Here is a 22,043-nt window from a genome sequence, read left to right as displayed (position 1 = left end):
ACAAGGCTCCTCGCATGGCTGGTCAGAATGCTGCATCCTTTTGCCGGGCGAGCTCACCTAGGACCCTCGTCAGCTCTTCCCTGGTGCGGCCGTACGTCTTGACGCGGTGGCAATTGGGGCATAGCGCCACCATGTTCCACGGAAGATCAGGGCCACCGTCCTCAAGGGCGTGGACGTGGTCCACTTCCAGGATTGCGCTGCCGTCGTCCTTTACGTCGGCTGGCTGCCCCGCGCACCCAGGGTTCTCGCACAGCCCGCCGCAGCGCACTAGGACGGCGTCCCTTGACTGTTCAATCCGGGCCCGCTTGGAGGAGCTATTACGACGAATTCCGCGCATCGTTGGCTCACGCTGCTCGGCAATGGCGACTAAGCGTCGGTACTCCGAGCGCCTGTCACGGCGCCGTTGCTCGTGGATGACGGATGAGCTCGGGGGGATCGCCTCCAACGTCTCCTCGATCTGAACCAGCTTCCCGGCCTCGCATTTCCTGTGTCGAAACTGGCCAGGCTGAATTCCGCCCTTCTCGCATACGGGGCAGACCCTGCCGTCAGGGTGATTAAGGGGGTGGTTCTTCGCTGTCGAGGCATTCACTACTCCTACCGCGGCGGGATTGGTGCTCTCCCCCGTAATCTCGACAGATGTGACCAACAGAGAGCCGCTGAAGGTCTTCTGTTCGGCTCGGAGGACTAGGAAAGCAGCCTTCTCCTTTTCCTCGGGGTTCGTCAGATCCTTCTGCGCCATCTGAAGCGCCTGGACTCTGTCGGTGAGCCGACGGTCCGCCACCTGGAACCGGTGCTGGGCCTCCCGGTGTCGTTGTTCCGCGATCTGGAGCTGTTTCAGCGCGGCGGCATGCCGCTTTGAATTCAGTTGGGCCTTCTCGGTCGCCTGCCGCGCCGCGTCGAGCCTTTGCTGATCCAGGGTGACTGCTTGGCTGTCGCTGAACCGCTGTTGGCGGGCGCGGCTGAATGCGGTAAGAGCCGGCTCAAACCGCTTCCACGCGGCCGAGACTCCAAAAACCGCGGGTGAGGGCATATCAGGGCGCGGGGCACTCAGCCGGACAGTCGGCTGCGGCTTGGCACCTCGGCGAGTACGTCGGCGAGTACGTCGGCGAGCAGACGGTAGCGCAGGCGGCAGGTTGGGAGGTTGGAACAGCGGTGTGAGGGACGCCTTCGGGGTCTCCGGAGGTTGCGGCAACATCATCCTTCCATGCCGGTGGAAGTCGGGCTGGCCCGCCTTGTTTCGTCGGCGGCGAACCCAATGCTGTCCCGTCAGACGCTGCTCTCGGTCGCCTTGACCAAAATGTTGTCTCCCGTCTGGCTAAGACATGTCCTACACGGTCAGCTTGAGGAATCGTTTGTAGCAGCAGAGAGCGGCTGCCAAGTCCGAGAAGGGCCAGGTAGTTGCCTGGTTTCCGCTCGTAGCGGTGATTGAGTCGGCGGTAGCCGGTCAGCCAGGACATGGCTCGTTCGATGACCCACCTGCGCCGGCCGAGTCGCTCGCTGGATTCGATGCCTTGCGGGCGATGCGGACCCCGATGTGCTTGCCCCAGAGCCATCGCCGCAGGTGGGGGATGTCGTATGCCTTGACTGCATGAAGCCGGCGGGGCTTGGATTCCGTCGCGTGGGAGTCGTGTCCCATATGGAAATGGGACAGCATCGGCTTCAGGGCCTGACTGTCGTGGGTGTTGGCCGCGGAGAGTCCGACGCGTAGGGGCAGTCCGTCCGCGTCGGACGGGACGTGCATCTTGGAACCTGGCTTGCCCCGGTCCACGGGGCCCGGACCTGCAAGTTCGCGCGCATTTTAGCCCTCACATGCGCGGAGTCCAGGACGGCCCGGGACAGGCCGATCAAGTTCTGTTCGTCCAAGAGCTGGAGAATCTTCTGACACGCGCAACTGCCGGCCACCCTAAGGGCTGTCCCGCAATTCCTGGTGGATCAGCGCACGGCGTCAGATGCGGTGCATCGCAAGGCGGAGAGGCGCCCGCATACTGGATGTATTCGGGTGTTTCGACAACGCGGCGAGGTGCCGTAGCTGTCGTCGTGCGCCCGCCAGGAATTGCGGGACAGCCCTTAGGAACCGACGTACGCGAGGCGCAGCTGCATCCCCTCGCCGCACCGTCGGGGGGATGCGGCTAGCGCACCCGACCGACAGCGCCGGAGAACACATCGCTCCAGGTCAGCGCACCCGCCCCCGCGGTTTCAGCGCCACCGGCGGCAGTGCGGGAGCCGACAGTCGGCCGCCGTCGTAGCCGTGCACCTCACCGAAGCGGGAGCCCTCCGCCCACCCCTGCCGGGCCTCCTCGATCTCCTCATGGGAACGCCCGATGAAGTTCCACCACATCACGATCTCCTCCTCGAAGGGCTCCCCGCCCAGGAGCATCAGACCCGCGTCGGACTCCGCGCGCAGAGGAAGCTCCGTGCGGCCGCAGCCGAGGTAGAGCATCGAGCCGGGCAGCACGGGGACCCCGTCGACCTCCGCCTCGCCGGACATGGACAGCACGGCGTACTCGAAGTCGGGATCCAGCGGAAGGCGCGCTTCGGCTCCGCTGCTCAGGGCGAGGTCGGCGCCGACGATCGGCGTGTACGCGGTGCCGGGCGAGGTGGCGCCGTCGAGGGCGCCGAGGATCACGGTGGCCGTAAGGCCGGGGGCGGTGACCGTCGGCAGGTCCGTGTGGTGCTGGAAGTGCGGCTCGACGTTGCGGTGGGCGTCGGGAAGGGCGACCCAGAGCTGGGCGCCGTGCAGCAGCGCGGCGTGCGGCCTGGGGCTCTCCTCGGAGTGGCTGATGGCCCGGCCGGAGGTCATCAGTCCGAGTTCGCGCGGGCGGATCGTCTCCAGGCTGCCCAGGCTGTCGCGGTGCAGGACCTCGCCCTCGTGCAGCCAGCTGACCGTCTGCAGGCCCATGTGGGGGTGGGGCGGCACCTGCATCCCGGGTTCGTCGGCGATGTCGTCGGGGCCGTAGTGGTCGACGAAGGCCCACGCCCCGACCATGCGGCGGCCCAGATTGGGCAGCAGCCTGCGGACCTCGGTGGACTCCCCGAGCTGGACGCGGCGCGGGGTGAGGAGTTCACGTACCGGTTCGGCGACGACGAAGCCCCGGCCTCCACAGACGGAGAGGGCGGCCTGGCGATCGAGATTGCTCATGACACTCAACCTATTCCCGTGCGACTCCGGGCGGACGACACCCACGCCGAATATTTAGTGGAATGTTAAACGATCCGTTGCTGTTGTGGCGTGTGGATACGTACGGGAACGGCCCGGCGGCGCCCTCGACCGAGGAGGTCACATGAGCGACACCTACTACGAGTTCGGTACCGCTGCCGAACGCTGGGACCGTGCGCAGTTCTTCTTCGCGTCGAAGGAGTACACGACCGCCGCCAGGATTCTGGGCGGGCTCGTCGAGGAGGTGCCGGAGCAGGTCGCGCCTCGGCTGCTGCTGGCGCGGTCCTACTACCACTCCGCGCGGCTCGGCCGGGCCGAGACGGAACTGCGCGAGGTACTGGAACGCGACCCCGTCGAGCAGTACGCCCGGCTGATGCTCGGCCGCACGCTGGAGCGTCAGGGCCGGCAGGCAGAGGCGGACACGCAGCTGCGGATGGCCGCCGCGCTGTCCGGGGACTTCACCGGGGCCGGCAGCGCCTGACCCGCGTGCAGCGGGGCCGCACCCGGAAATCCGGGTGCGGCCCCGATCTGCCACGTGATACTTCACAGGGCATGACCGACCTCGTCACACCCCGCCTGCTCCTCCGCCCGATGACCGTTGCCGATGCCGAGCAGGTGGCGGCGGGGCAGCCGAAGGACGGTGTCCGCTGGGCTCCGGGCTATCCCTGGCCCGGGGAGATGGCGGCTGCCGCTCGCTTCCTCGAAACGTGCGCGGCCACCGGCGACCCCAGCCCGTTCGCGAACTACGGGATACGACGCCGCGAGGACGGACTGGTGATCGGCGGAGCCGGTTTTCACGGGGCGCCCGACGAGAACGGCCACGTCACCATCGGCTACGGACTCGTGGAGTCTGCGCGGGGCCAGGGGTACGCCTCCGAGGCTCTTCGTGCGTTGCTGCGGTTCTCCCGCGAGCAGGGCATCGCCTGCGTGCACGGGGACACCGACCTCGCCAACGTCCCCTCCCAGCGCGTCATGACCGCAGCCGGTATGCGACTCGTGAAGGAGGACGGGCTGCTGAAGCACTACCGGATCGGCTGGGACACGGCCGCCCCGCCCGCCGAGTCGGAGTGAAGCGGCGTCCGTACGCGCAGGGCCCGCCGGGATCTCCCCGGCGGGCCCTGCGCGTACCGTCGGCACGCTGTGCACATCAGCACATCAGCACCTCCTGCCGCACCCCGCATCCCGCCCTCTGCACGACGTGCGTGGCGGAGTGCCGGCCAGTGGTGCCCCAGGACTCAGCCGGCGACGGTGGCCGGCCGGTTCGCGGCGCCGTCCGTGACCGCGGCCGTTCCCGGCTTCGGCACCAGCAGCCGCTCGGTGAGGTACCCGAATACCAGCCCGAAGGTGGTCCAGAGCGTGACCTGCACCGCCAGCGTGGCCAGCCTGAACTCCCAGAGCAGGGAAGCCGGGAAGTCCTTTCCGACCTCGTTGAACGAGGGCAGGAAGGCGTAGGCCAGCCCGATCACCAGCACATAGCCGCCGGCTGCGGCGATCGTGGCGTTCCAGTTGCCCAGGCGCGGAGCCAGCCGCCTGCCGAGGATGACCGCGACGACGGCCAGCAGGACGCTGAGCGCGACCATCAGGAAGAACAGGGCGGTGCGTTGGCCGATGGTGTCCGGGTTGCCGACCGCCGGCGGATTGGCCGGGTACTTCAGGAACGGCACGATGTACACGGCCACCAAAGCAGCGCCCGCGATCAGCGCAGCCGTCGCCCTGGGGCCGAAGCGGCCCATCCGGCCGAGGGCGTAGCAGAAGACGAGTGCGGCGATGCCTCCGACGGCGACACCGAAGACGAGTACACCGGTGGCGAGGCCGGCGGTGGACTGCATGGTGCGGCTGACGAGTTCTTCGCCGCCGCCGTGGTCGTGGCTGTGCGTCTCTTCGAGAGCGATGGCCGCGTCCACACGGGACTCGCCGAGGAAGTAGGCAACGCACAGGGCGAGCGCGCCCGCGACGAGTCCGGCCAGCATGCCGCGGACCAGCAGGGTCCTGACAGATATGGAGTTCATGAGGGGTTCCCCTGGATCAAGCGGTGGGATCAGTGGCAGGGGAAACCGAGGAGGTGGCGCCCGTCGTGGACCCACTCGTGCACGCCCTCGCCCGAGATGAGCGCGGTGGCGCCCTGCTCGGCGCCGACGAAGTACAGCAGGATCAGCATGAGGATGCCGAAGAAGGCGGCCCAAGGGGCGATCGCCTTCAGCGAGATGGGGGTGAGGGCGGGTGCGGCGGTGGTGGGGGCAGCAGCAGTCTGTGCCATGGCAGAACCTCCTGAGGGAACACGCGTCCCGATCGTGGTGCCTGAGACGAAGGTGCTGGGTCTGACTTCCCGTACGGGTACGGGTTCACAGTGGCGCGACCGTGCCGGATTCTCACCGGACTTCCGTCACACCTTCGTCATGTCGTCGCGACCATACCGCCTGCGAGCGGGCGCCGCCATGGTGCCCGTGGACGGCCTGTCCGTCCCCGGATGCCATGGTGGACCTGGCCAAGTGACCAGAGTTCAGGGAGTTGAGAGCGGGTATGGCGGTACGGGTGATGTTGATCTCACCGGCGATGAACGCCGCGCTGCGCGAGGCCCGGTTCGCCGGTGACGCGTCCCTCGACGAATCCGGGCTCCGGCAGGCCCGAGCCTCGGCGGACACCTTGCCCCCGGCGGACCGGGCGCTGCACGGGCCGTCCCGGCGCTGCACCCGGACGGCCGAGGCCCTGGAGATCGGCTCCGTTACCGAACACGCCATCCGTGACTGGGACTTGGGGCGCTGGACAGGTGCCCGCCTGGACGAGGTGAGCGCGAGTGAGCCGGAGGCTGTGGCGGCATGGCTCGCGGATCCCTCGGCCTCGCCGCACGGCGGCGAGTCCCTGCTAGAGCTGTGGGCGCGGGCAGGGGCGTGGCTCGGCTCTCTCGACGCCGGCGACCCCGGTCGAGTGCTGGCGGTGGTCGAGCCCGCCGTGGTCAGGGCCGCGGTCGTCCACGCGCTCGACCTTTCGCCGCAGGCGTTCTGGCGTATCGATGTCGCCCCGCTGACGCTCACCGAGCTCAGCGGCAGGTCGGGGCGGTGGAACCTGCGCTGCGGCCGGCCGCTCACGCCGGAGCAGGGCGCTTGACGCCACTCGGCCAGGGCCGAGGCCGTCCGAGCGTCCCCCGCGTGCGTGGTCGCCCCGCATCCAGCTAAGGGCTGTCCCGCAATTCCTGGTGGATCAGCGCGCGGCGTCAGATGCGGTGCATCGCAAGGCGGAGGGGCGCCCGCATACTGGATGTATTCGGGCGTTTCGACAACGCGGCGAGGTGCCGTAGCTGTCGTCGTGCGCCCGCCAGGAATTGCGGGACAGCCCTTAGTGCTGGGCGCCGGCCGCTGGAGCGTCCCCCGCGCGTGCGTGGTCGCCCCGGGCGGACCCGGGGCGTTACGCCCAGGAGCGGAGCATCAGGCCACCACAGGCGGGACGAAGGCAAGGTCTCGTGTGACGGAACACGAGCCCGCTCGCACCGGGCAGCGGGGAAGCGACCTCGGCGGGACACGCGCCTCGTCAGGACGACCGGTCCGGACACGGCAGTTGAGGAACGCGTCCCTCACGAGTCGTAGTCGACGGTGAGCGTCTCGGTGACCGGGTACGTCTGGCAGGTCAGGACGTACCCGGCGTCGACCTCGCCGGGCTCCAGAGCGTAGTTGCGGCGCATGTCCGCCTCGCCTTCGGTGACCAGCGCGCGGCAGGTTCCGCACACCCCGCCCTTGCAGGCGAACGGCAGATCGGGGCGGATGCGCGAGGCGCCGTCCAGGACGGTCACGGTGCGAGGGAGCGGGGCGGTGGTGGAGCGGCCGTCGAGGACTACGGTGACCTGGCTGACGGGACCGTCGGTGGCGGGCTCCTCCCGGCGCACGGCGACCGGTTCGACGTCGTCGGCGAAGAACAGTTCCCGATGGACGCGGTCCGCGGGAACCCCGAGGGAGGCCAGCAGTTGCTGGGCGTCCTGGACCATTCCGTGCGGGCCGCACAGCCACCAGTGGTCCGCGCCCTCGACATCGACGAGTCCGCCGATGAGCGCGGCCAGACGCCCGCCGTCCAGACGCCCGGTCAGCAGCTCGGCCTCCCGCGGTTCGCGTGAGAGGACGTGCGCGAGGCGGAACCGGGTGGGGTGGAGGTCCTTGAGGTCGGCGAGTTCGTCGGCGAACATCACCGTGTCCGTGCGCCGGTTCCCGTAGAACAGCGTGACCCGTGAACGGGGGTGGGCGACCAGGACGGACTCGGCGATGGACAGCATCGGGGTGATGCCCGAGCCGGCCGCGATCAGTACGTGGTGGCCCGGCTCGTCCAGGGTGGGGGTGAAGGCACCGGTCGGCGGCATGACCTCCACGATGTCGCCGGGGCGGATCTCCTCGACCAGCCAGGAGGAGAACAGCCCGTCGGTGACGATCCGTACGCCGATGCGCGGCGCCGCGCCCGCCGGGGAACACAGTGAGTACGAACGGCGCTCGTCGCGGCCGTCCAGGACGCGGCGCACGGTGAGCGTCTGACCCGGCCGGTGCGCGAACGCGTGGGTGAGCTCGTCGGGCACCTCGAATCCGATGGTGGCCGCGCCGGGGCAGAGCGGCGTCACCTCCGCGACGCGCAACGGGTGGAAGACGGCGTGGCGGCGTGCGCGAACGGCGGGTGTCGCGGCCGTCGGGGCGGGGGTGCCGGTGACGGGCATCAGATCTCCTTGACGTACTCGAACGGTTCCAGGCAGGCGCGGCAGCGCCACAGCGCCTTGCAGGAGGTGGCGGAGAAGCGGGAGGTCTCGGCGGTGTCGGCCGAGCCGCACTGCGGGCAGGCCACCGCCGGGCGGGTGGCCAGGAGCTGGAGCGCCACCGGCCCACCCGTGCGCCGGGGGGCGGCGCCGGGGGGCGCGATGCCCGCGGCGGCGAGTTTGCGCCGCCCCTCGGGGGTGATCCAGTCCGTGGTCCACGGCGGGGACAGAACGGTGCGGATCTCGACCTTCTCGAAGCCGGCCGCGCCCAGCCGGGCGGCGACATCCGCGCGCATCTCCGCCATGGCAGGACAGCCCGAGTACGTGGGCGTCAGCCCGGCCACGACCGTCCCGTCCGCGGAGATCTCGACCTCGCGCAGCACACCGAGGTCGGCGAGGGTGAGCATCGGCAGTTCGGGGTCGGGCACCTGCTCGGCCGCGTGCCGGGCCCGCAGCACGGCGGTGTCCCCCGCGCTCACCAGGCCCCCTGCGGGTGTGTGCGCGCGAGGCCCTGCAGCTCGTCCAGGAGCGGGGCCAGGTGTTCCGTGTGTTCGCCCTCCCTGCCGCGCAGGAGCGGCGTGGGTCCCGTCACGGGCAGGCGAAGGGTGGCCGCGTCCAGGACCTGGCACAGTACGGCGCCGACCTCCTGTGCGATGTCTGCCGCGGAGATCCCGAAGCCGGGGTTCCAGGCCAACAGCTCGGGCAGGTGCGGGGCGATGCCGTCCAGCGCGGCGCGCATCCTGCGGTGGGACTCGGCTGTGCCGTCGCCCAGGCGCAGCGTCCAGTCGGCGGCGAACTGACGGTGGTAGGCGAGCTCGTTGATCCCCTTGGCCGCGATCGCGGCCAGCACCGGGTCGGGTGCCGAGACGGCCAGCCGTTCGAAGAGGGACAGCCTCCAGCAGGACAGGAGTAGGAGTCGCGCGGTGGAGAACGCGAAGTCCCCGTTGGGGAGTTCCGTGAGCGTCACGTTGCGGAACTCCGCGCCGCCCCGGAGGTAGGCGTAGGTGTCCTCGTCACGGCCGGTGCCGTCCACCTGCCCGGCGCGGCTGTAGAGGAGGCGGGCCTGGCCGAGGAGGTCCAGGCCGATGTTGCTCAGTGCGACTTCCTCCTCCAACTCCGGTGCGAGGGTGACCCACTGGGCCAGGCGCTGCGCCGCGACCAGGGCGTCGTCGCCCAGCGCCACGCAGACATCGGCCAGTTCGGTGGTGTCGGTGCCGGCCGGGACTCCGGTGTCGATCCCGTGCAGCGGGTCCTCGAAGCCGGTGCCGAACGCCCAGCGCGCCTCACCGTCGTGGTCTTCGGCCAGGGAGAGGGAGACGTGGTCGTCAGGGGCGTCGTTCATGCCGTCCAACTCCTAGATGTGGGGAACGTCGGCGGGAATGTCGTAAAAGGTGGGGTGGCGGTAGACCTTGTCGGCGCTGGGAGCGAAGAAGGGGTCCTTCTCGTCGCGGGTCGATGCGGCGATGTACCCCGAGCGCACGGCCCAGATGGACACGCCCTCGTTGCGCCGCGTGTACAGGTCGCGGGCGTGCGTGAGGGCCATGGTGTCGTCGGCGGCGTGCAGGGAGCCGACGTGGACGTGGTTGAGACCGCGCTTGCCGCGGACGAACACCTCGTACAGCGGCCAGCTGTCGTGCGGGGCCTCGGAGGCCGGACGGTCGTCCGTCGACGAGCCTTCGGTGGTGGTCATACCGTGGTTCCTTCCGTGGAACGGGACGACGGACGGGACGCGTCGGTGCGGGCGGCACGTCTGGCGGCGTGGGCCGTCGCTGCCTCGCGCACCCAGGCGCCGTCGTCGTGGGCCTTCTTGCGCCGGGCGACGCGTTCGGTGTTGCAGGGGCCGTCGCCGGCGATGACGCGCTGGAGTTCGGTCCAGTCCGGGGCGCCGAAGTCGTGGCGGCCACGCTCCTCGTTCCAGCGCAGCTCGGGATCGGGCAGGGTGACTCCGAGCTTCTCGGCCTGCGGGACGGTCATGTCGACGAACCGCTGCCTCAGTTCGTCGTTGCCGTGCCGCTTGATCTTCCATGCCATGGAGCGGGCCGAGTTGGGCGAGTCGTCGTCGGGCGGCCCGAACATCATCAGGGAGGGCCACCACCAGCGGTTCACCGCGTCCTGCACCATCGCCCGCTGGGCATCGGTGCCGCGCATCATCGTCAGCAGCAGTTCGTAGCCCTGCCGCTGGTGGAACGACTCCTCCTTGCACACGCGCACCATGGCGCGCGCGTAGGGGCCGTACGAACTGCGGCACAGTGGTACCTGGTTGCAGATGGCCGCACCATCGACGAACCAGCCGATCACTCCGACGTCGGCGAACGTCGGCGTCGGGTAGTTGAAGATCGAGGAGTACTTCTGGCGCCCCGTGACGAGCCGCTCGGTCAGATCGGTGCGGTCGGCGCCGAGGGTCTCGGCGGCGGAGTAGAGGTAGAGGCCGTGACCGGCCTCGTCCTGGACCTTGGCGAACAGGATGGCCTTGCGGCGCAGCGTGGGAGCGCGGGTGATCCACTCGCCCTCGGGCTGCATCCCGATGATCTCGGAGTGGGCGTGCTGGGCGATCTGCCGGATCAGGGTCTTGCGGTAGCCCTCAGGCATCCAGTCCCTTGGTTCGACACGCTGGTCGCGGGCGATGGTCGCATCGAACTCCTCTTGGAGCTGTGTTTCGGGGTCCTGCGGCGCTGTGGCGGGTGTGGTCATCTCAGCCAGCCTTTCGACAGGTTCGTGAACCGGTGCTGCGGTGTTTCGGGCGAGGTCGGGTGAGGGGCGCGGCGGCCGGCCCCTTCGAAAGAAGGCGGCCGGCCGTGCCCTGGGGTCAGCGGCCCTCGAAGCGCGGCCGTCTCCTGGCGAGGAAGGCGTCGACCGCTGTCCGATGGTCGTGCGTTGCGCCCAGGCGCTCCTGGGCGTCGGCCTCGCGCTCCAGGACCTGCGCCGGGTCGGACGTCTGCGCGTCGCGCAGGAGCGTCTTCACTTCCCGGTACGCCCGCGTCGGCCCCTGGGCGAGCCGCGTGGCCGTCGCCAGCCCCGCCTCGGTGGCGGTTCCGTCGGGGACCACTTCGTGGACCAGTCCCCAGCTCTCGGCCTCGGCAGCCGTGAAGCGGTTGCCCAGCAGCATCAGCCCGGCGGCTCTGGAGGGTCCGGCCAGCTGGGTGAGGCCGGCGCTGAGACCGCTGTCGGCGGCCAGACCGATCCCGGTGAACGCGGTGGCGAACGTCGCGCCCGCGGCAGCGACCCGCAGGTCCGCCGCGAGCACGAGTCCGAGCCCGGCACCCACACAGGCGCCCTCGACGGCGGCGACCACGGGCACCCGTAGCGCCCGGATCGCCGTGATCAGCGGGTTGTAGTGCGCGCGTACGGTGGCGAATGCCGTTTCGGCACCGTCGGTCAGGGCCGTCGCGTGTTCGGCGAGGTCCTGGCCGACGCAGAACGCCTTCTCGCTGCCCGTGATCAGTACGGCTCGGGCGGTGCCGTCGTCGCCGGCCTGCTTCACGGCGGCCAGCAGTTCGCGCTTGACCCGCATGTCCAGTACGGGGCACAGCAGTTCGACGACGGCCACGTCGTCCTGGCGGTGGTACGCGGCGCCGGTCGCGTTCACGGCCATGTGTAGAACCCCTTGCCGCTCTTGCGGCCCAGCTCGCCGCGGGCGACCTTCTCCCGCAGCAGGCGTGGCGGGGCGAACCGGTCGCCGAGAGTGGCGTGCAGGTACTCGGCGATCGCGAGGCGTACGTCGAGACCGACGATGTCCGTCAGTCGCAGCGGTCCCATCGGGTGCTTGTAGCCGAGTGTCATCGCGTCGTCGATGGCCTCGGGTGCGGCGACGCCCTCTTCGACCATGCGGATCGCTTCGAGGCCCAGGGCCACGCCGAGGCGGCTGGAGGCGAATCCGGGCGAGTCCCTGACGACGACGTCCCTTTTGCCGAGCGCTTGCACGAAGGACAGCGCGGTGTCGAGCGTGACCGGATCGGTGGCCGGGGCGGTGACCAGCTCGACCAGGGCCGAGGCCGGGACGGGGTTGAAGAAGTGCATGCCCAGGAAGCGTCCGGGGGCTTGCAGGGCCGCGGCCAGTTCGGTGACCGACAGGGAGCTGGTGTTGGTGGCGATGAGGGTGCGCGGTCCGACGGCCTTCTCGGCCTCGCCGAGCATCGTGGCCTTGAGCCCGGCGTCCTCGAAGACCGCCTCGACCACGAGTGCACAGTCGTGCGGGAGTTCCGCGATCGATCCCGCCGCTGTGATGCGGGCCGCGACCGTCTCGGCCGGTTCGGGAAGCAGTCCCCGCTCGGCGGCCCGCCGCAGCGACGCGGCGACGCGCTCGACGGCGAGGCGCGCGGCCTGCTCTCCGTCCTCGACCAGCGTGACGGACGACCCTGCCGTGGCGAAGGACTGGGCGATGCCGCCGCCCATCCGTCCTCCGCCGATGACTCCGACGCGCGCGGGCACGGACGTGCTCATGCGCGACCACCTCCTGTGCTTCTGTCGAGGAAACGGGTCATCCGGTCCTTTTTGTCCGCGCCTTCGAACAGCACGGCCTGCGCCAGGTCGTCGGCGACCGGGTGGGCGCCGGGGTGGTCCACGACGAGCTTGGTCAGCCGCAGCGCCGTGGCCGAGGAGCGCGCCATCGTGTCGAGTACGGCGTGCCCGGCGTCCATCAGCCGGTCGGCGGGAACCACGTCCATGACCAGACCGCAGGCGAGCGCCGCCTGCGCGTCCAGCCGGCGTCCGGCCAGCAGCACCTGCTTGGCCACGGACGCGCCGACCAGTTGGGGAAGCCGCCAGCACGCCCCGGCCGCGGCCAGGATGCCCAGGCCCGGTTCGGGGTTGCCGAACATCGCGTCGGGTGCGGCGATCCGCAGGTCGCAGGCGTACGCCAGTTCCGCTCCGCCGCCCAGCGCCCAGCCGTCCACCGCGGCCAGGGTGGGCAGCGGCAGGCGGTGCACTCGCTCGAAGAGTCGGCTGTTGATGCCCCGCAGCGCTTCGTCGCGGCCCCGCTCGCGCAGTTCCGCGATGTCCGCGCCGGCGGCGAAGACTCCGCCGTGGCCGGTCAGCAGCAGCATGCGCGGACTGCGTTCCAGCAGGTCGCACACCTGGTGCAGTTCGGCGATCATCGCCGCGTCGAGGGCGTTTCGGGCTTCGGGGCGGTACAGGGTGACCACCACGCGGTCGTCGTGCTCGACGATGTCGAGCGTGCGGGCTCGGGAGGTCGTCTCCACGGTGCTCACACCCTCTCCACGAGCATCGCGACGCCCTGTCCGACGCCCACGCACAGAGTGGCCAGTCCGCGCCGGGCGTTCGCCCGTTCCAGCCGGCCGACCAGGGTGAGCAGGATCCGGGCACCGGAGCAGCCCAGCGGGTGGCCGAGGGCGATCGCGCCGCCGTCGGCGTTGACGGTGTGCTCGTCGAGCTTCAGACGGCGTGTCACCGCGAGGGCCTGTGCGGCGAACGCCTCGTTGAGTTCCACTGCGTCGAGATCGCCGGTCTGCCAGCCCGCCCGGGCCAGCGCCTTCTCGGTCGCCGGTACGGGGCCGAGCCCCATCAGGTGCGGCTCCACGCCGGCCGACGCGGAGGTGACGATGCGTGCCCGGGGCGTCAGGCCGTAGCGTTCGACAGCCCGTCCGCCGGCGATCACCAGGGCGGTGGCGCCGTCCGACAGCGGGGAGGAGTTCCCGGCCGTCACGATGCCGTCCGGGCGGAAGACCGTGCGCAGAGCGGCCAGTCGCTCCGGGCTGGTGGACGCGCGCGGGCCTTCGTCGGTGTCGACGAGCGTGGTACTGCCCTTGGGTCCGGTCACCTCCACCGGGACGATCTCGCGGGCGAAGTGGCCTGCCTCCCGGGCGGCGAGGGCCCGCCGGTGGCTGCGGAAGGCGAACGCGTCGGCGTCGGCACGGCCGATGCCGTCCAGTGCGGCGACTTCCTCGGCCGTCTCCCCCATGGACAGGGTGTCCTGCGGAGCGAACCGCGGGTTGGTGAAACGCCATCCGATGGCGGTGTCCGCGGTTTCGCCCGGCCTGGCCCACGGGGCGCCGGGTTTGGCCATGACCCAGGGCGCGCGGGTCATGGACTCCACGCCGCCCGCGACGACCACGTCGGCTTCGCCGGAACGGATCGTGTGGGCGGCGGAGGCGACGGCGGTGAGCCCCGAGGCGCAGAGCCGGTTGACGGTGTAGCCGGGCACGGTGTGCGGCAGGCCCGCGAGCAGGACGGCCATCCGGGCCACATCGCGGTTGTCCTCGCCGGCCTGGTTGGCCGCGCCGAGGATCACCTCGTCCACCTGCTCGGCGGGTATGCCGGCCCGGCGTACCGCCTCGCCGACCACCAGGGCCGCGAGGTCGTCCGGCCGGACGGAGGCCAGGGCTCCGCCGTAGCGGCCCTGGGGGGTGCGGGCTCCGTCGACGATGAAGATGTCGTCAGTCACGGCGGCCTGCCTCGGCCGTGCCCGGGCGACGGGACTGCAGGACGTCGAAGCGGCCGGTGACGAAGGCCGCGTCGGCGAGGGCGGCGGTGGCGGCGGGATTGGCGGCGGAGCCGTGGAAGTCCGCGAAGGCCGCTGTCTGGTTGACGAAGACGGCGCCGGTGAGGTTCTCCGACAGTTGTACGCCGACGTCGAGCGCCGCGCGTTCCATGGCCGCGAGCACCCGCTCGTCGGTGGAGTGGACGGCGGCGGTGACTGCGCCGTGCGCGCCAACCGTCTCCCGGAAGATGTCCAGGGCGTGGGCCGTGTCGTCGACGCCGATGACGAACGAGACGGGCCCGAACCACTCGCGGGTGTAGGCGTCGCGCTCGCTCGCCTCCAGCCGTGCCACGAGCGGGGTGCGCAGGACCGCGCCCTCGTACTCGGGGTGCGCGCTCTCGGCCGACGGGTGGGCGGTGACGCCCACGGACGCCGCCCGCGTCAGCCGTTCCACGACATCCGCGTTGACGAGGGCCCCGAGCGTGCCGGCGGCGCGCGAAGGGTCGCCGAGCAGCTTGTCGAGCGCTGTTCCCAGGTCGGTGGCGAACTGGTCGGCGGTCTTCGTGCCGTCATCGGTCGGGAAACCGTCACGCGGGACGAGCAGGTTCTGCGGGGTGGTGCACATCTGGCCGCTGTAGAGGGAGAGGGAGAAGGCGAGGTTGCGCAGCAGGCCCTGGTAGTCGTCGGTGGAGTCGAGGACGACGGTGTTCAGTCCGGCCTTCTCGGTGTAGACGCTCGCCCGGGAGGCGTGCGCCTCCAGCCAGTCGCCGAATTCCGTGGACCCGGTGAAGTCCACGATCCGCACGCGCGGGTCGACGGCGAACCCGGCCGCGGTGCGGCCGTCCGCGGCCTCGGCGGCGAGCAGCGTCACGTTCGGGTCGAAGCCGGCCTCGGCCAGCACCTCTCGGGCGATCCGTACGGTGATGGCCAGCGGCAGCACGGCTCCCGGGTGCGGCTTGACGACAACCGGGTTGCCCGTGACGAGCGAGGCGAACAGGCCCGGATAGCCGTTCCAGGTCGGGAAGGTGTTGCAGGCGACGAGGAGGGCGGTGCCCCGGCCGACCGGGGTGAAGCGGCTCTCGATCACCACCTCACCGCCCTTGCGCTGCGGTTTGGCCCACCGTGCCGTAGCCGGTTGGCGCTTCTGCTCGGCCCAGGCGTGGGCGACGGCCTCCAGGCCGCGGTCCTGTGCGTGCGGTCCGCCCGCCTGGAAGGCCATGACGAACGGCTGGCCGGTGGTGTGGTGCACGGCGTGCGCGATCTCGTAGCTCGCCGCGTTCAGCCGCAGCAGGATTTCGGCGGCGACGCCCGCGCGGACGTCGGGCTCGGCGGCACGCCAGTCGGGAGCCGCGGTCGCGGCTGCGGACAGGGCCTCCTCGACGGTGACGGCTGGGTAGGTCACGCCGAGCGCCGGCCCGTACGGCGACACCTCGCCGGCGTCGGTCAGTTGCTCGCCCGGGTGGCCGGGGAGGACGAACGGGTTTCCCAGGTGCGCCCGGAAGGCCGCCTCGCCCTGTTCGGGTGCTTCGGTGCCGTAGACCTTGGTGCTCGGCGATTCCGGGAAGGCCGACCAGAATTCACGGCGCGTCGTCGCCTCCACGGCGCGTTCCAGCAGTTCCTGATGGCGAGTGAAGAAGTCGGGCGGTGTGGATGGGGGCATGCGTTCCACCTCTTGACAGGCGCCTGCGTCGCTTGATTGTTTGACTGCGCCGCACGCTAACCGAATGTTCGGTCGGGAGACAAGGTGGTACCTGACGTGACGCACGACACGCCTGACGTGACGGATTCCGTCCGCACGATGTTCGACGCCGACCAGGCCTCGAAGGGCCTGGGGATCGAACTCCTGAAGCACGGCGGCGGGGCGGCCGTGGTGCGCATGACGGTGACCGCCGCCATGGTCAACGGCCACGGGACCGCCCACGGCGGCTATCTGTTCCTGCTGGCCGACAGCGCGTTCGCCTGCGCCTGCAACGGCGAGGGCACCGTCACCGTCGCGGCCGGGGCCGGCATCGACTTCGTCGCACCGGCGCACGAGGGCGACGTGCTCGTCGCGACCGCCGAGGAGCGCGGCCGGTTCGGACGGAGCGGCCTCTACGACGTGGCTGTGCGGCGCGGCGACAAGGTGATCGCCGAGTTCCGCGGGCGCAGCCGCGGCATCCGAAACACGAGTACCGAGGAGTCCCGATGAGCAGGCCCACCACCCCCACTCCGCAGGACCGCCCACTGGGCGAGGCACTGCCTGCCGCGTCGCGTGACGCGGCGGAGCGGCTGGACCGCGAGGAGTTGCGGGCGCTCCAGCTGGAGCGACTGCGGACGACGCTGCGTCACGCGTACGACCACGTGGAGCTCTACCGCGTGAAGTTCGACGCGGCCGGGGTGAAGCCCGAGGACTGCCGCACACTGGAGGACCTGGCCCGGTTCCCGTTCACCACCAAGGCGGATCTGCGCGACACCTACCCGTTCGGCATGTTCGCCGTCCCCATGGACCGGGTGCGGCGCATCCATGCCTCCAGTGGCAGCACCGGCCGGCCCACCGTCGTCGGGTACACGGAGAACGACCTGTCCGTCTGGGCCGATGTCGTGGCCCGCTCGATCCGCGCCGCCGGCGGACGGCCCGGCCACAAGGTCCACATCGCCTACGGCTACGGCCTGTTCACCGGGGGCCTCGGCGCGCACTACGGCGCCGAGCGGGCCGGCTGCACCGTCATCCCCGCCTCCGGCGGCATGACCGCGCGCCAGGTACAGATCATCCAGGACTTCCGGCCCGAGATCATCATGGTCACCCCCTCCTACATGCTCACCCTCCTCGACGAGTTCGAGCGCCAGGGCATCGACCCGCGCACCTCCTCGCTGAAGATCGGCATCTTCGGCGCGGAGCCGTGGACGGAGGCGATGCGCCGCGAGATGGAGGACCGCCTCGACCTCCACGCGGTGGACATCTACGGCCTCTCCGAGGTGATGGGCCCCGGCGTCGCCCAGGAGTGCGTGGAGACCAAGGACGGCCTGCATGTCTGGGAGGACCACTTCTACCCGGAGATCGTCGACCCGCTGGCCGACGACGTCCTGGCCGAGGGCGAGGCCGGTGAGCTGGTGTTCACCTCACTGACCAAGGAGGCGCTGCCGATCATCCGCTACCGGACGCGCGACCTCTCCCGGCTGCTGCCCGGCACGGCACGCCCTGCCTTCCGACGGATGGAGAAGATCACCGGGCGCAGCGACGACATGATCATCCTGCGGGGCGTGAACGTGTTCCCCAGCCAGATCGAGGAGATCGTGCTCGCCACCCCCGGCGTCGCCCCGCACTTCCAGGTGGAGCTCACCCGGCGCGGGCGGATGGACCACATGACCGTCCGAGTGGAGGCCCGTTCCACGAGCGGTTCCACGGAGCGCGACGACGCCGCGCAGGCCATCTCCCGGGCCGTGAAGGACGGCGTCGGGGTGAGCGTCGACGTACGCGTCGTCGATCCACAGACCCTGGAACGCTCGCTCGGCAAGATCCGGCGGATCAAGGACCTGCGCGAGAAGTGACTGCACCGCCGGCAACGCGGTCCGTCCGCCGGCGAGCCGCCCCCTCACCAGGGCGCCCCGACCCGCATCACCGCTCGGCGCCGGGCCCTTCGGGGCCGCCGGGCGGGTCCCACGGGGCGCCCTTGTCCGCGCGCCTCCTCGAACACCAGCCAGGTACGGCTCCCCCGGACCCCGGGAATCCCCTGGATGCTCTCCAGCACCACGTGGCGCAGCGCGGCGTTGTCGGGCGCGCGCACGAGGACCAGCACGTCGTAGTCACCGCCCATCAGGGCGAAGTGCTCCACGAACGGAATCTCCCGCAACCGCGCGGACACCGTGCGCCAGGCCGTCTGGTCGATCGTCACCGTGACGTACGCCGTGGTGCCCAGGCCGGCCCTGGCGGGATCCAGCTGGACGGTGAAGCCAGTGATCAGCCCCTCGTCCGTCATCCGGGCGATCCGCGTGTAGGCGTTGGCACGGGAGATGTGCGCCTTGTCGGCCAGGGCGCGGACCGAGATGCGCCCGTCACGCCGCAGTTCGGCGAGGATCGCCCGGTCTATCGGGTCGAGGTGGTCGGCAAAACGTCCTGCGGTGCGGGTCCCGGCGGTCTCTTCCATTGACACATCTCCTCGACTGTCGCGCGATACCGGCATTCTGCCGCCGCACGATCGCCGCCACCGCCGAGGTGAACCCGGCCCTGGTCATCCACTACTTCGGCAGCAAGTGCGGCCTGTTGGCCGCGACCCTGCGGCTCCCCCTGCACCTGCGCGACCAGGTCTCCGCGCTGGTGCGTTCCGACCCGGGCGACATGGGCGAGCGCGTGGTCCGGCTCTTCCTCGGAACGTGGCAGTACCCTGTCACCCGCGCCCCGCTCATGGCGATGGTCCGCTCCATCTTCTCGGACCAGGACGCCGCCGACGCGCTCGGCCAGTTCCTGTCCACGCACATGCTCGGCCCCATCATGGCCGCCTCCGACCGCGACCAGCCCGAACTGCGCGTCTCCCTGGTCGCGAGCCACCTGTCAGGCCTGGCCATCGGCCGCCACCTCCTGGGCGTCGCCCCGCTGGCCCGCGCCGACGTCGACCACCTCGTCGCCTGCACCGCACCCGTCGTTCAGCACTATCTGACCGGAGACCTCCCGGCTGTGCGGCATCGCTGACGGCAACGCGCCCGCCCGGCTGAGCAGTCAGCCAGGCGGGCGTCGATGCCGCGCGGCGAGTTCTCCGCCCCTCGCGGTGTGGATCCGTGCCTCCACCGCGCCCGGTTGCTCGACCGCCGCGGCGTCGGTCAGAGCGAGGACGCGTACGGCCTCCCGCGTACGCAGGGCGGCGAGCGCGGCGGTGACCACGTCCGGCGGGGACATCCCGCCGCTCTCCTCTCCACCATCCCCGCGGAGTCCGCTCGGCCGGGCGGTCTCGCGGCAGTGAGCCGTTCAGACGGTGATGGTCTTGTACTCGATGTACTGCTGGAGGCCGGCAGCCCCGTACTCGCGACCGATGCCGCTGGCCTTGAAGCCTCCGAACGGACCGTCGAAGCCGACGGACGCGCCGTTGACGGTCACGGTCCCGGTGCGGATCCGGCGCGCCACGGCCAGGGCGCGGGCCTCGTCGGAGGACCACACGCCGCCGGAGAGGCCGTACTCGGAGTCGTTGGCGATGCGTACGGCGTCGTCCTCGTCGTCGTAGGCGATGACGACCAGGACGGGGCCGAAGATCTCCTCCTGCGCGATCCGCATCGAGTTGTCGACGTCGGCGAACAGTGTCGGGGTGACGTAGTTGCCCCCTTCCAGGCCCTCGGGGACCTGTGGGCCTCCGGTCACCAGGCGGGCGCCCTCCTCGATGCCGAGCGCGATGTAGTCGCGCACCCGCTGCTGCTGGTCCCGGCGGATCATCGGGCCGATGAAGGTGTCCGGTGCCTCGGGGTCACCCACCTTCAGGGACTCCACGAGCTCCTTCAGCGCGCCCACGATCTCCTCATGACGGGAGCGCGGGACGAGGATGCGGGTCTGGGCGATGCAGGACTCGCCGTTGTTGAGCAGCGCGCCGAACTTCAGCCCTTGGACCGCCTCGGCCACGTCGGCGTCCGGAAGGATGACCGCCGCCGACTTGCCGCCCAGCTCCAGGCTGACCCGCTTCAGCTGTTCACCCGCGATCGAGGCGATCCGGCGTCCCGCCCGCGTCGATCCGGTGAACGCGATCTTGTCGACTCCCGGGTGCGACACCAGGTATTCACTGGTCTCCCTGTCCGCCGGCAGGACGCTGATCACGCCCTCCGGCAGACCGGCCCGCTCCAGCAGTTCCGCCAGCAGCCCCATGCTCAGCGAGTTCTCCGGCGAGACCTTCAGCACCACGGAGTTGCCCGCCAGCAGAGCCGGAATGATCTTCGCCGTCGCCGACGAGAACGGTGAGTTCCACGGAATGACCGCGGCCACCACACCCACCGCCTCCCGGCGCACCACGCTGCGCACCGGCGAAGCCGGGTCGGAGGGCTCCAGCGTCTCCTCCCATCCGAACGCCTCCGCCGCCTTGAGGTACGCGTTCGCCTGCCGGGTGAGGCCCGGCTGACCGGCCAGCGTGAACCACGTCGCGGATCCGTTCTCCGCCGAGATCAGCGCGGCGATCCTCTTCGCGCTCGCTTCACGCAGGGCGTTGAACTCGCGTAGTACGGCGATCCGTTCAGCAGGAGCCGTCCCCTGCCACACCCCTGCGTCGAACGCTGCGCGCGCCGCCGCCACCGCCCGGTCCACATCGGCGGGAAGGGCCTGCGCCGCACGGCCGATCACGGTCCGGTCGTGCGGGGAGCGGATCTCCCGCAGCCCCGCGTCGCTCGGATCCGTCCAGGAACCGCCGATGAAGAGCCGGTCGTAGGTGATCATTCGCTCCCACCTCCATGGGGTCATTTAACTGTCTCATGAATGTAGCACTTCACTCGACTGGTGACACACGCGTGCGCTGTCCGGTGCACCGCGCGCGGCCTTTCCCGCCGCACCGGGCACGTGACATCGGGAGTCCCCATGTCGCAGGGCACTCGTATGCGCGGGGGCGTGGCCCTCACGGCTCTCGGCGGGACACGGAGCCGGAAAGCATTACCGGAGCCGGAGGCACCGCGGAGGAGAGGGCCCATGACTCGCTGTGGACAGGTGGCCGCGTACTCGCCCCTGCCGTGCTGAGCACGCCCCACCCCGGAGAACGAGGTGGGCGCTCGGGCCGCATCATCGGCCCGGTGGCCTCACGCACTCCTCGCGGCGTTCACACCCCGGGCCTTTGCCCGCACCGGAGGAGGGCTCGTCGGCCGGCCGCCGACGCCGTGCCGCTGACGCACCTCATGGACATGTGGGGGCGCCGGCGTGCCGGAGGCCGATCAAGAACGAATCGGCCCGGCTCACCGGAGAGCGGGCGGGGTGACGGGCCGTACGCGGGTGCGCTCGCGTGCGTCAGGTACTTCCGAGCCCCCGCACCAGTGTGTCGACGACGAGGTCGGCCGCCCGGGCGGCCGACAGGTCCGGCAGTTGGCGCGACGCCAGGTGCATCAACTGGGGCAGCAGAGCTCCGGCCCACCCCGCCGGTGCGTCGGGGCGGAGCAGGCCCTCGTCGGTGGCGCGGCGGAGGAAGGCGTCGACCTCCAGGATCGACGCGTCCCGCCGGGCGCGGACCTCGTCGTCGGCGAGCATACGGGCCAGGTCCACGGGCCAGGTCCGGTTCACGCCGATGATGTTCTCGACGTACCGGTGCAGTGCCACAGCTACCGGGGCCTCACGCAGCCGCGCGTCCTCGATGGCCCGCTCGATGGCCTCCAGCCTGGCCTTGTAGACAGCCGCGAGGAGTTCCTCGCGGGAGGCGAACCGCCGGTAGACCGTGCGCCGGTCCACCCCGGCCTCGGCGGCGATGCTCGCGATACTGGCGCCCGGATCGGCGGCCAGCATGCGTGCCCCTGTAGTCAGGACCGCTTCCACGTTGCGTACGGCGTCGGCTCTCACACCCGGAGTTTACCCTCGCACGAGGAGCCTGTGCCGGTATGTGTCTCAGCTCAGGCGAGCATCCAGCCATGGACGCCCCATCCCGGTGGCGGACGGCCGAGCCGCCGGGGTCGGCCCGAATCCGGCGGCTTCTCCACGCGAAGGCGGTTCACAGGGTCGAGCGCCGTGACGCGGGGCCCGCCTGTCCGCACACCAGAACGGTGCCGTCCGCCGTACCCGGCGCCCCCGTCCGCCATGCCCGGCA

Annotated in this window: 24 protein-coding genes, 1 pseudogene and 1 riboswitch; of the genes and pseudogenes, 6 read left to right on the top strand and 19 right to left on the bottom strand. The window is 70.8% G+C overall.

The window, feature by feature from the left end; translation table 11 throughout:
* Positions 1–22: 22 nt before the first annotated feature.
* The 3 genes and pseudogenes from ACGFZA_RS20630 to ACGFZA_RS20620 all read right to left on the bottom strand — a co-directional run bounded on the left by ACGFZA_RS20630 (position 23) and on the right by ACGFZA_RS20620 (position 3,139).
* The gene (locus ACGFZA_RS20630) at positions 23–1,030 is read right to left on the bottom strand and encodes an HNH endonuclease signature motif containing protein (RefSeq protein ID WP_393680857.1); all 1,008 of its coding nucleotides are present in this window, start codon (positions 1,028–1,030) and stop codon (positions 23–25) included.
* Positions 1,031–1,327: 297 nt separating this feature from the next.
* Positions 1,328–1,881 (bottom strand): annotated as a pseudogene (locus ACGFZA_RS20625) (IS5 family transposase); the annotation flags it as partial.
* A 292-nt stretch (positions 1,882–2,173) separates the two neighbouring features.
* A complete protein-coding gene (locus tag ACGFZA_RS20620; protein WP_393680855.1) occupies positions 2,174–3,139 on the bottom strand; it encodes a pirin family protein in 966 nt (321 codons plus the stop codon).
* Between the two features lie 142 nt (positions 3,140–3,281).
* Between ACGFZA_RS20620 and ACGFZA_RS20615 the strand changes: the two genes are divergently transcribed.
* Together ACGFZA_RS20615 and ACGFZA_RS20610 are read left to right on the top strand one after the other, a co-directional pair.
* Entirely contained in the window at positions 3,282–3,638 is a 357-nt protein-coding gene (locus ACGFZA_RS20615) for a tetratricopeptide repeat protein (RefSeq protein WP_385274169.1), read from the top strand.
* Between the two features lie 71 nt (positions 3,639–3,709).
* Complete coding sequence (locus ACGFZA_RS20610) at positions 3,710–4,228, top strand: GNAT family N-acetyltransferase (RefSeq protein ID WP_385274166.1); 519 nt, start codon at positions 3,710–3,712, stop codon at positions 4,226–4,228.
* A gap of 164 nt (positions 4,229–4,392) precedes the next feature.
* Here the strand turns inward: ACGFZA_RS20610 and ACGFZA_RS20605 are convergent, their stop codons facing one another.
* Together ACGFZA_RS20605 and ACGFZA_RS20600 are read right to left on the bottom strand one after the other, a co-directional pair.
* On the bottom strand, positions 4,393–5,166 hold the full coding sequence (locus ACGFZA_RS20605; RefSeq protein ID WP_393680852.1) for a CbtA family protein: 774 nt from the start codon (positions 5,164–5,166) through the stop codon (positions 4,393–4,395).
* A 29-nt stretch (positions 5,167–5,195) separates the two neighbouring features.
* Positions 5,196–5,414: a CbtB-domain containing protein gene (locus tag ACGFZA_RS20600; protein WP_393680850.1), complete on the bottom strand. Its 219-nt coding sequence runs from the start codon at positions 5,412–5,414 to the stop codon at positions 5,196–5,198.
* A gap of 45 nt (positions 5,415–5,459) precedes the next feature.
* A riboswitch (adenosylcobalamin (AdoCbl) riboswitch) is annotated at positions 5,460–5,553 on the bottom strand.
* Between the two features lie 124 nt (positions 5,554–5,677).
* Here ACGFZA_RS20600 and ACGFZA_RS20595 point away from each other — a divergent pair.
* Complete coding sequence (locus tag ACGFZA_RS20595; protein ID WP_385274157.1) at positions 5,678–6,262, top strand: histidine phosphatase family protein; 585 nt, start codon at positions 5,678–5,680, stop codon at positions 6,260–6,262.
* Between the two features lie 463 nt (positions 6,263–6,725).
* On the opposite strand, the gene paaE is transcribed toward ACGFZA_RS20595, so the two are convergent.
* The 10 genes from paaE to paaN all read right to left on the bottom strand — a co-directional run bounded on the left by paaE (position 6,726) and on the right by paaN (position 15,976).
* Positions 6,726–7,844 (bottom strand): 1,2-phenylacetyl-CoA epoxidase subunit PaaE, encoded by a 1,119-nt coding sequence (gene paaE, locus ACGFZA_RS20590; protein ID WP_393680848.1) that lies wholly within the window; start codon positions 7,842–7,844, stop codon positions 6,726–6,728.
* Complete coding sequence (gene paaD / locus ACGFZA_RS20585; RefSeq protein ID WP_385274664.1) at positions 7,844–8,362, bottom strand: 1,2-phenylacetyl-CoA epoxidase subunit PaaD; 519 nt, start codon at positions 8,360–8,362, stop codon at positions 7,844–7,846. Before paaD ends, paaE begins: the two co-directional genes overlap by 1 nt.
* Positions 8,356–9,222, bottom strand: coding sequence for a 1,2-phenylacetyl-CoA epoxidase subunit PaaC (paaC, locus tag ACGFZA_RS20580; RefSeq protein WP_393680846.1), 867 nt, complete (start codon positions 9,220–9,222; stop codon positions 8,356–8,358). The genes paaD and paaC overlap by 7 nt, the downstream gene beginning before the upstream one ends.
* Positions 9,223–9,234: 12 nt before the next feature.
* Positions 9,235–9,570: a 1,2-phenylacetyl-CoA epoxidase subunit PaaB gene (paaB, locus tag ACGFZA_RS20575; protein ID WP_393680843.1), complete on the bottom strand. Its 336-nt coding sequence runs from the start codon at positions 9,568–9,570 to the stop codon at positions 9,235–9,237.
* Positions 9,567–10,571: a 1,2-phenylacetyl-CoA epoxidase subunit PaaA gene (paaA, locus tag ACGFZA_RS20570; protein WP_393680841.1), complete on the bottom strand. Its 1,005-nt coding sequence runs from the start codon at positions 10,569–10,571 to the stop codon at positions 9,567–9,569. The genes paaB and paaA overlap by 4 nt, the downstream gene beginning before the upstream one ends.
* Before the next feature lie 115 nt (positions 10,572–10,686).
* Positions 10,687–11,472: an enoyl-CoA hydratase-related protein gene (locus tag ACGFZA_RS20565; protein ID WP_393680839.1), complete on the bottom strand. Its 786-nt coding sequence runs from the start codon at positions 11,470–11,472 to the stop codon at positions 10,687–10,689.
* On the bottom strand, positions 11,463–12,320 hold the full coding sequence (locus tag ACGFZA_RS20560) for a 3-hydroxyacyl-CoA dehydrogenase family protein (protein WP_393680837.1): 858 nt from the start codon (positions 12,318–12,320) through the stop codon (positions 11,463–11,465). Before ACGFZA_RS20560 ends, ACGFZA_RS20565 begins: the two co-directional genes overlap by 10 nt.
* Positions 12,317–13,087: an enoyl-CoA hydratase/isomerase family protein gene (locus ACGFZA_RS20555; RefSeq protein WP_393680835.1), complete on the bottom strand. Its 771-nt coding sequence runs from the start codon at positions 13,085–13,087 to the stop codon at positions 12,317–12,319. Before ACGFZA_RS20555 ends, ACGFZA_RS20560 begins: the two co-directional genes overlap by 4 nt.
* Entirely contained in the window at positions 13,084–14,280 is a 1,197-nt protein-coding gene (locus ACGFZA_RS20550; protein WP_393680833.1) for a thiolase family protein, read from the bottom strand. Before ACGFZA_RS20550 ends, ACGFZA_RS20555 begins: the two co-directional genes overlap by 4 nt.
* Positions 14,273–15,976, bottom strand: a complete 1,704-nt coding sequence (gene paaN, locus ACGFZA_RS20545; protein ID WP_393680831.1) for a phenylacetic acid degradation protein PaaN — start codon at positions 15,974–15,976, stop codon at positions 14,273–14,275. Before paaN ends, ACGFZA_RS20550 begins: the two co-directional genes overlap by 8 nt.
* 138 nt (positions 15,977–16,114) lie before the next feature.
* On the opposite strand from paaN, the gene paaI reads away from it, so the two are divergent.
* The gene (gene paaI, locus ACGFZA_RS20540) at positions 16,115–16,504 is read left to right on the top strand and encodes a hydroxyphenylacetyl-CoA thioesterase PaaI (RefSeq protein ID WP_385274661.1); all 390 of its coding nucleotides are present in this window, start codon (positions 16,115–16,117) and stop codon (positions 16,502–16,504) included.
* On the top strand, positions 16,501–17,844 hold the full coding sequence (gene paaK, locus ACGFZA_RS20535) for a phenylacetate--CoA ligase PaaK (protein ID WP_393680829.1): 1,344 nt from the start codon (positions 16,501–16,503) through the stop codon (positions 17,842–17,844). The genes paaI and paaK overlap by 4 nt, the downstream gene beginning before the upstream one ends.
* Before the next feature lie 44 nt (positions 17,845–17,888).
* Here paaK and ACGFZA_RS20530 read toward each other — a convergent pair whose 3' ends face one another.
* The gene (locus tag ACGFZA_RS20530; protein WP_393680827.1) at positions 17,889–18,440 is read right to left on the bottom strand and encodes an Lrp/AsnC family transcriptional regulator; all 552 of its coding nucleotides are present in this window, start codon (positions 18,438–18,440) and stop codon (positions 17,889–17,891) included.
* On the opposite strand from ACGFZA_RS20530, the gene ACGFZA_RS20525 reads away from it, so the two are divergent.
* Positions 18,440–18,982, top strand: coding sequence for a TetR/AcrR family transcriptional regulator (locus ACGFZA_RS20525; RefSeq protein WP_393680825.1), 543 nt, complete (start codon positions 18,440–18,442; stop codon positions 18,980–18,982). The genes ACGFZA_RS20530 and ACGFZA_RS20525 overlap by 1 nt on opposite strands.
* A 27-nt stretch (positions 18,983–19,009) precedes the next feature.
* On the opposite strand, the gene ACGFZA_RS20520 is transcribed toward ACGFZA_RS20525, so the two are convergent.
* The 3 genes from ACGFZA_RS20520 to ACGFZA_RS20510 form a co-directional block, all read right to left on the bottom strand.
* Positions 19,010–19,186 carry a hypothetical protein gene (locus tag ACGFZA_RS20520; protein WP_385274070.1) on the bottom strand — a complete coding sequence of 59 codons (177 nt, stop codon included), beginning with the start codon at positions 19,184–19,186 and terminating at the stop codon, positions 19,010–19,012.
* A 69-nt stretch (positions 19,187–19,255) separates the two neighbouring features.
* Entirely contained in the window at positions 19,256–20,698 is a 1,443-nt protein-coding gene (locus tag ACGFZA_RS20515; RefSeq protein ID WP_393680822.1) for an aldehyde dehydrogenase, read from the bottom strand.
* 558 nt (positions 20,699–21,256) lie between these two features.
* Positions 21,257–21,745, bottom strand: coding sequence for a TetR/AcrR family transcriptional regulator (locus tag ACGFZA_RS20510; RefSeq protein WP_393681342.1), 489 nt, complete (start codon positions 21,743–21,745; stop codon positions 21,257–21,259).
* Positions 21,746–22,043: the final 298 nt, after the last annotated feature.

Source organism: Streptomyces sp. NPDC048211, from assembly GCF_043202315.1.
Taxonomy (GTDB): Bacteria; Actinomycetota; Actinomycetes; order Streptomycetales; family Streptomycetaceae; genus Streptomyces.
The sequence above is the reverse complement of the archived record's forward strand: the minus strand, read 5'-3'. Positions and strand labels throughout refer to the sequence as shown.

Coding starts and splice junctions, on each gene's coding strand:
- ACGFZA_RS20520 (WP_385274070.1), bottom strand. CDS start 19,186: ATGTCCCCGCCGGACGTGGTCACCGCCGCGCTCGCCGCCCTGCGTACG.
- ACGFZA_RS20620 (WP_393680855.1), bottom strand. CDS start 3,139: ATGAGCAATCTCGATCGCCAGGCCGCCCTCTCCGTCTGTGGAGGCCGG.
- paaN (WP_393680831.1), bottom strand. CDS start 15,976: ATGCCCCCATCCACACCGCCCGACTTCTTCACTCGCCATCAGGAACTG.
- ACGFZA_RS20530 (WP_393680827.1), bottom strand. CDS start 18,440: ATGGAAGAGACCGCCGGGACCCGCACCGCAGGACGTTTTGCCGACCAC.
- ACGFZA_RS20610 (WP_385274166.1), top strand. CDS start 3,710: ATGACCGACCTCGTCACACCCCGCCTGCTCCTCCGCCCGATGACCGTT.
- ACGFZA_RS20515 (WP_393680822.1), bottom strand. CDS start 20,698: ATGATCACCTACGACCGGCTCTTCATCGGCGGTTCCTGGACGGATCCG.
- ACGFZA_RS20565 (WP_393680839.1), bottom strand. CDS start 11,472: ATGGCCGTGAACGCGACCGGCGCCGCGTACCACCGCCAGGACGACGTG.
- paaB (WP_393680843.1), bottom strand. CDS start 9,570: ATGACCACCACCGAAGGCTCGTCGACGGACGACCGTCCGGCCTCCGAG.
- ACGFZA_RS20595 (WP_385274157.1), top strand. CDS start 5,678: ATGGCGGTACGGGTGATGTTGATCTCACCGGCGATGAACGCCGCGCTG.
- paaA (WP_393680841.1), bottom strand. CDS start 10,571: ATGACCACACCCGCCACAGCGCCGCAGGACCCCGAAACACAGCTCCAA.
- paaK (WP_393680829.1), top strand. CDS start 16,501: ATGAGCAGGCCCACCACCCCCACTCCGCAGGACCGCCCACTGGGCGAG.
- ACGFZA_RS20510 (WP_393681342.1), bottom strand. CDS start 21,745: ATGCTGGCCGCCGATCCGGGCGCCAGTATCGCGAGCATCGCCGCCGAG.
- paaI (WP_385274661.1), top strand. CDS start 16,115: ATGTTCGACGCCGACCAGGCCTCGAAGGGCCTGGGGATCGAACTCCTG.
- paaE (WP_393680848.1), bottom strand. CDS start 7,844: ATGCCCGTCACCGGCACCCCCGCCCCGACGGCCGCGACACCCGCCGTT.
- ACGFZA_RS20615 (WP_385274169.1), top strand. CDS start 3,282: ATGAGCGACACCTACTACGAGTTCGGTACCGCTGCCGAACGCTGGGAC.
- ACGFZA_RS20605 (WP_393680852.1), bottom strand. CDS start 5,166: ATGAACTCCATATCTGTCAGGACCCTGCTGGTCCGCGGCATGCTGGCC.
- paaC (WP_393680846.1), bottom strand. CDS start 9,222: ATGAACGACGCCCCTGACGACCACGTCTCCCTCTCCCTGGCCGAAGAC.
- ACGFZA_RS20630 (WP_393680857.1), bottom strand. CDS start 1,030: ATGCCCTCACCCGCGGTTTTTGGAGTCTCGGCCGCGTGGAAGCGGTTT.
- ACGFZA_RS20560 (WP_393680837.1), bottom strand. CDS start 12,320: ATGAGCACGTCCGTGCCCGCGCGCGTCGGAGTCATCGGCGGAGGACGG.
- ACGFZA_RS20600 (WP_393680850.1), bottom strand. CDS start 5,414: ATGGCACAGACTGCTGCTGCCCCCACCACCGCCGCACCCGCCCTCACC.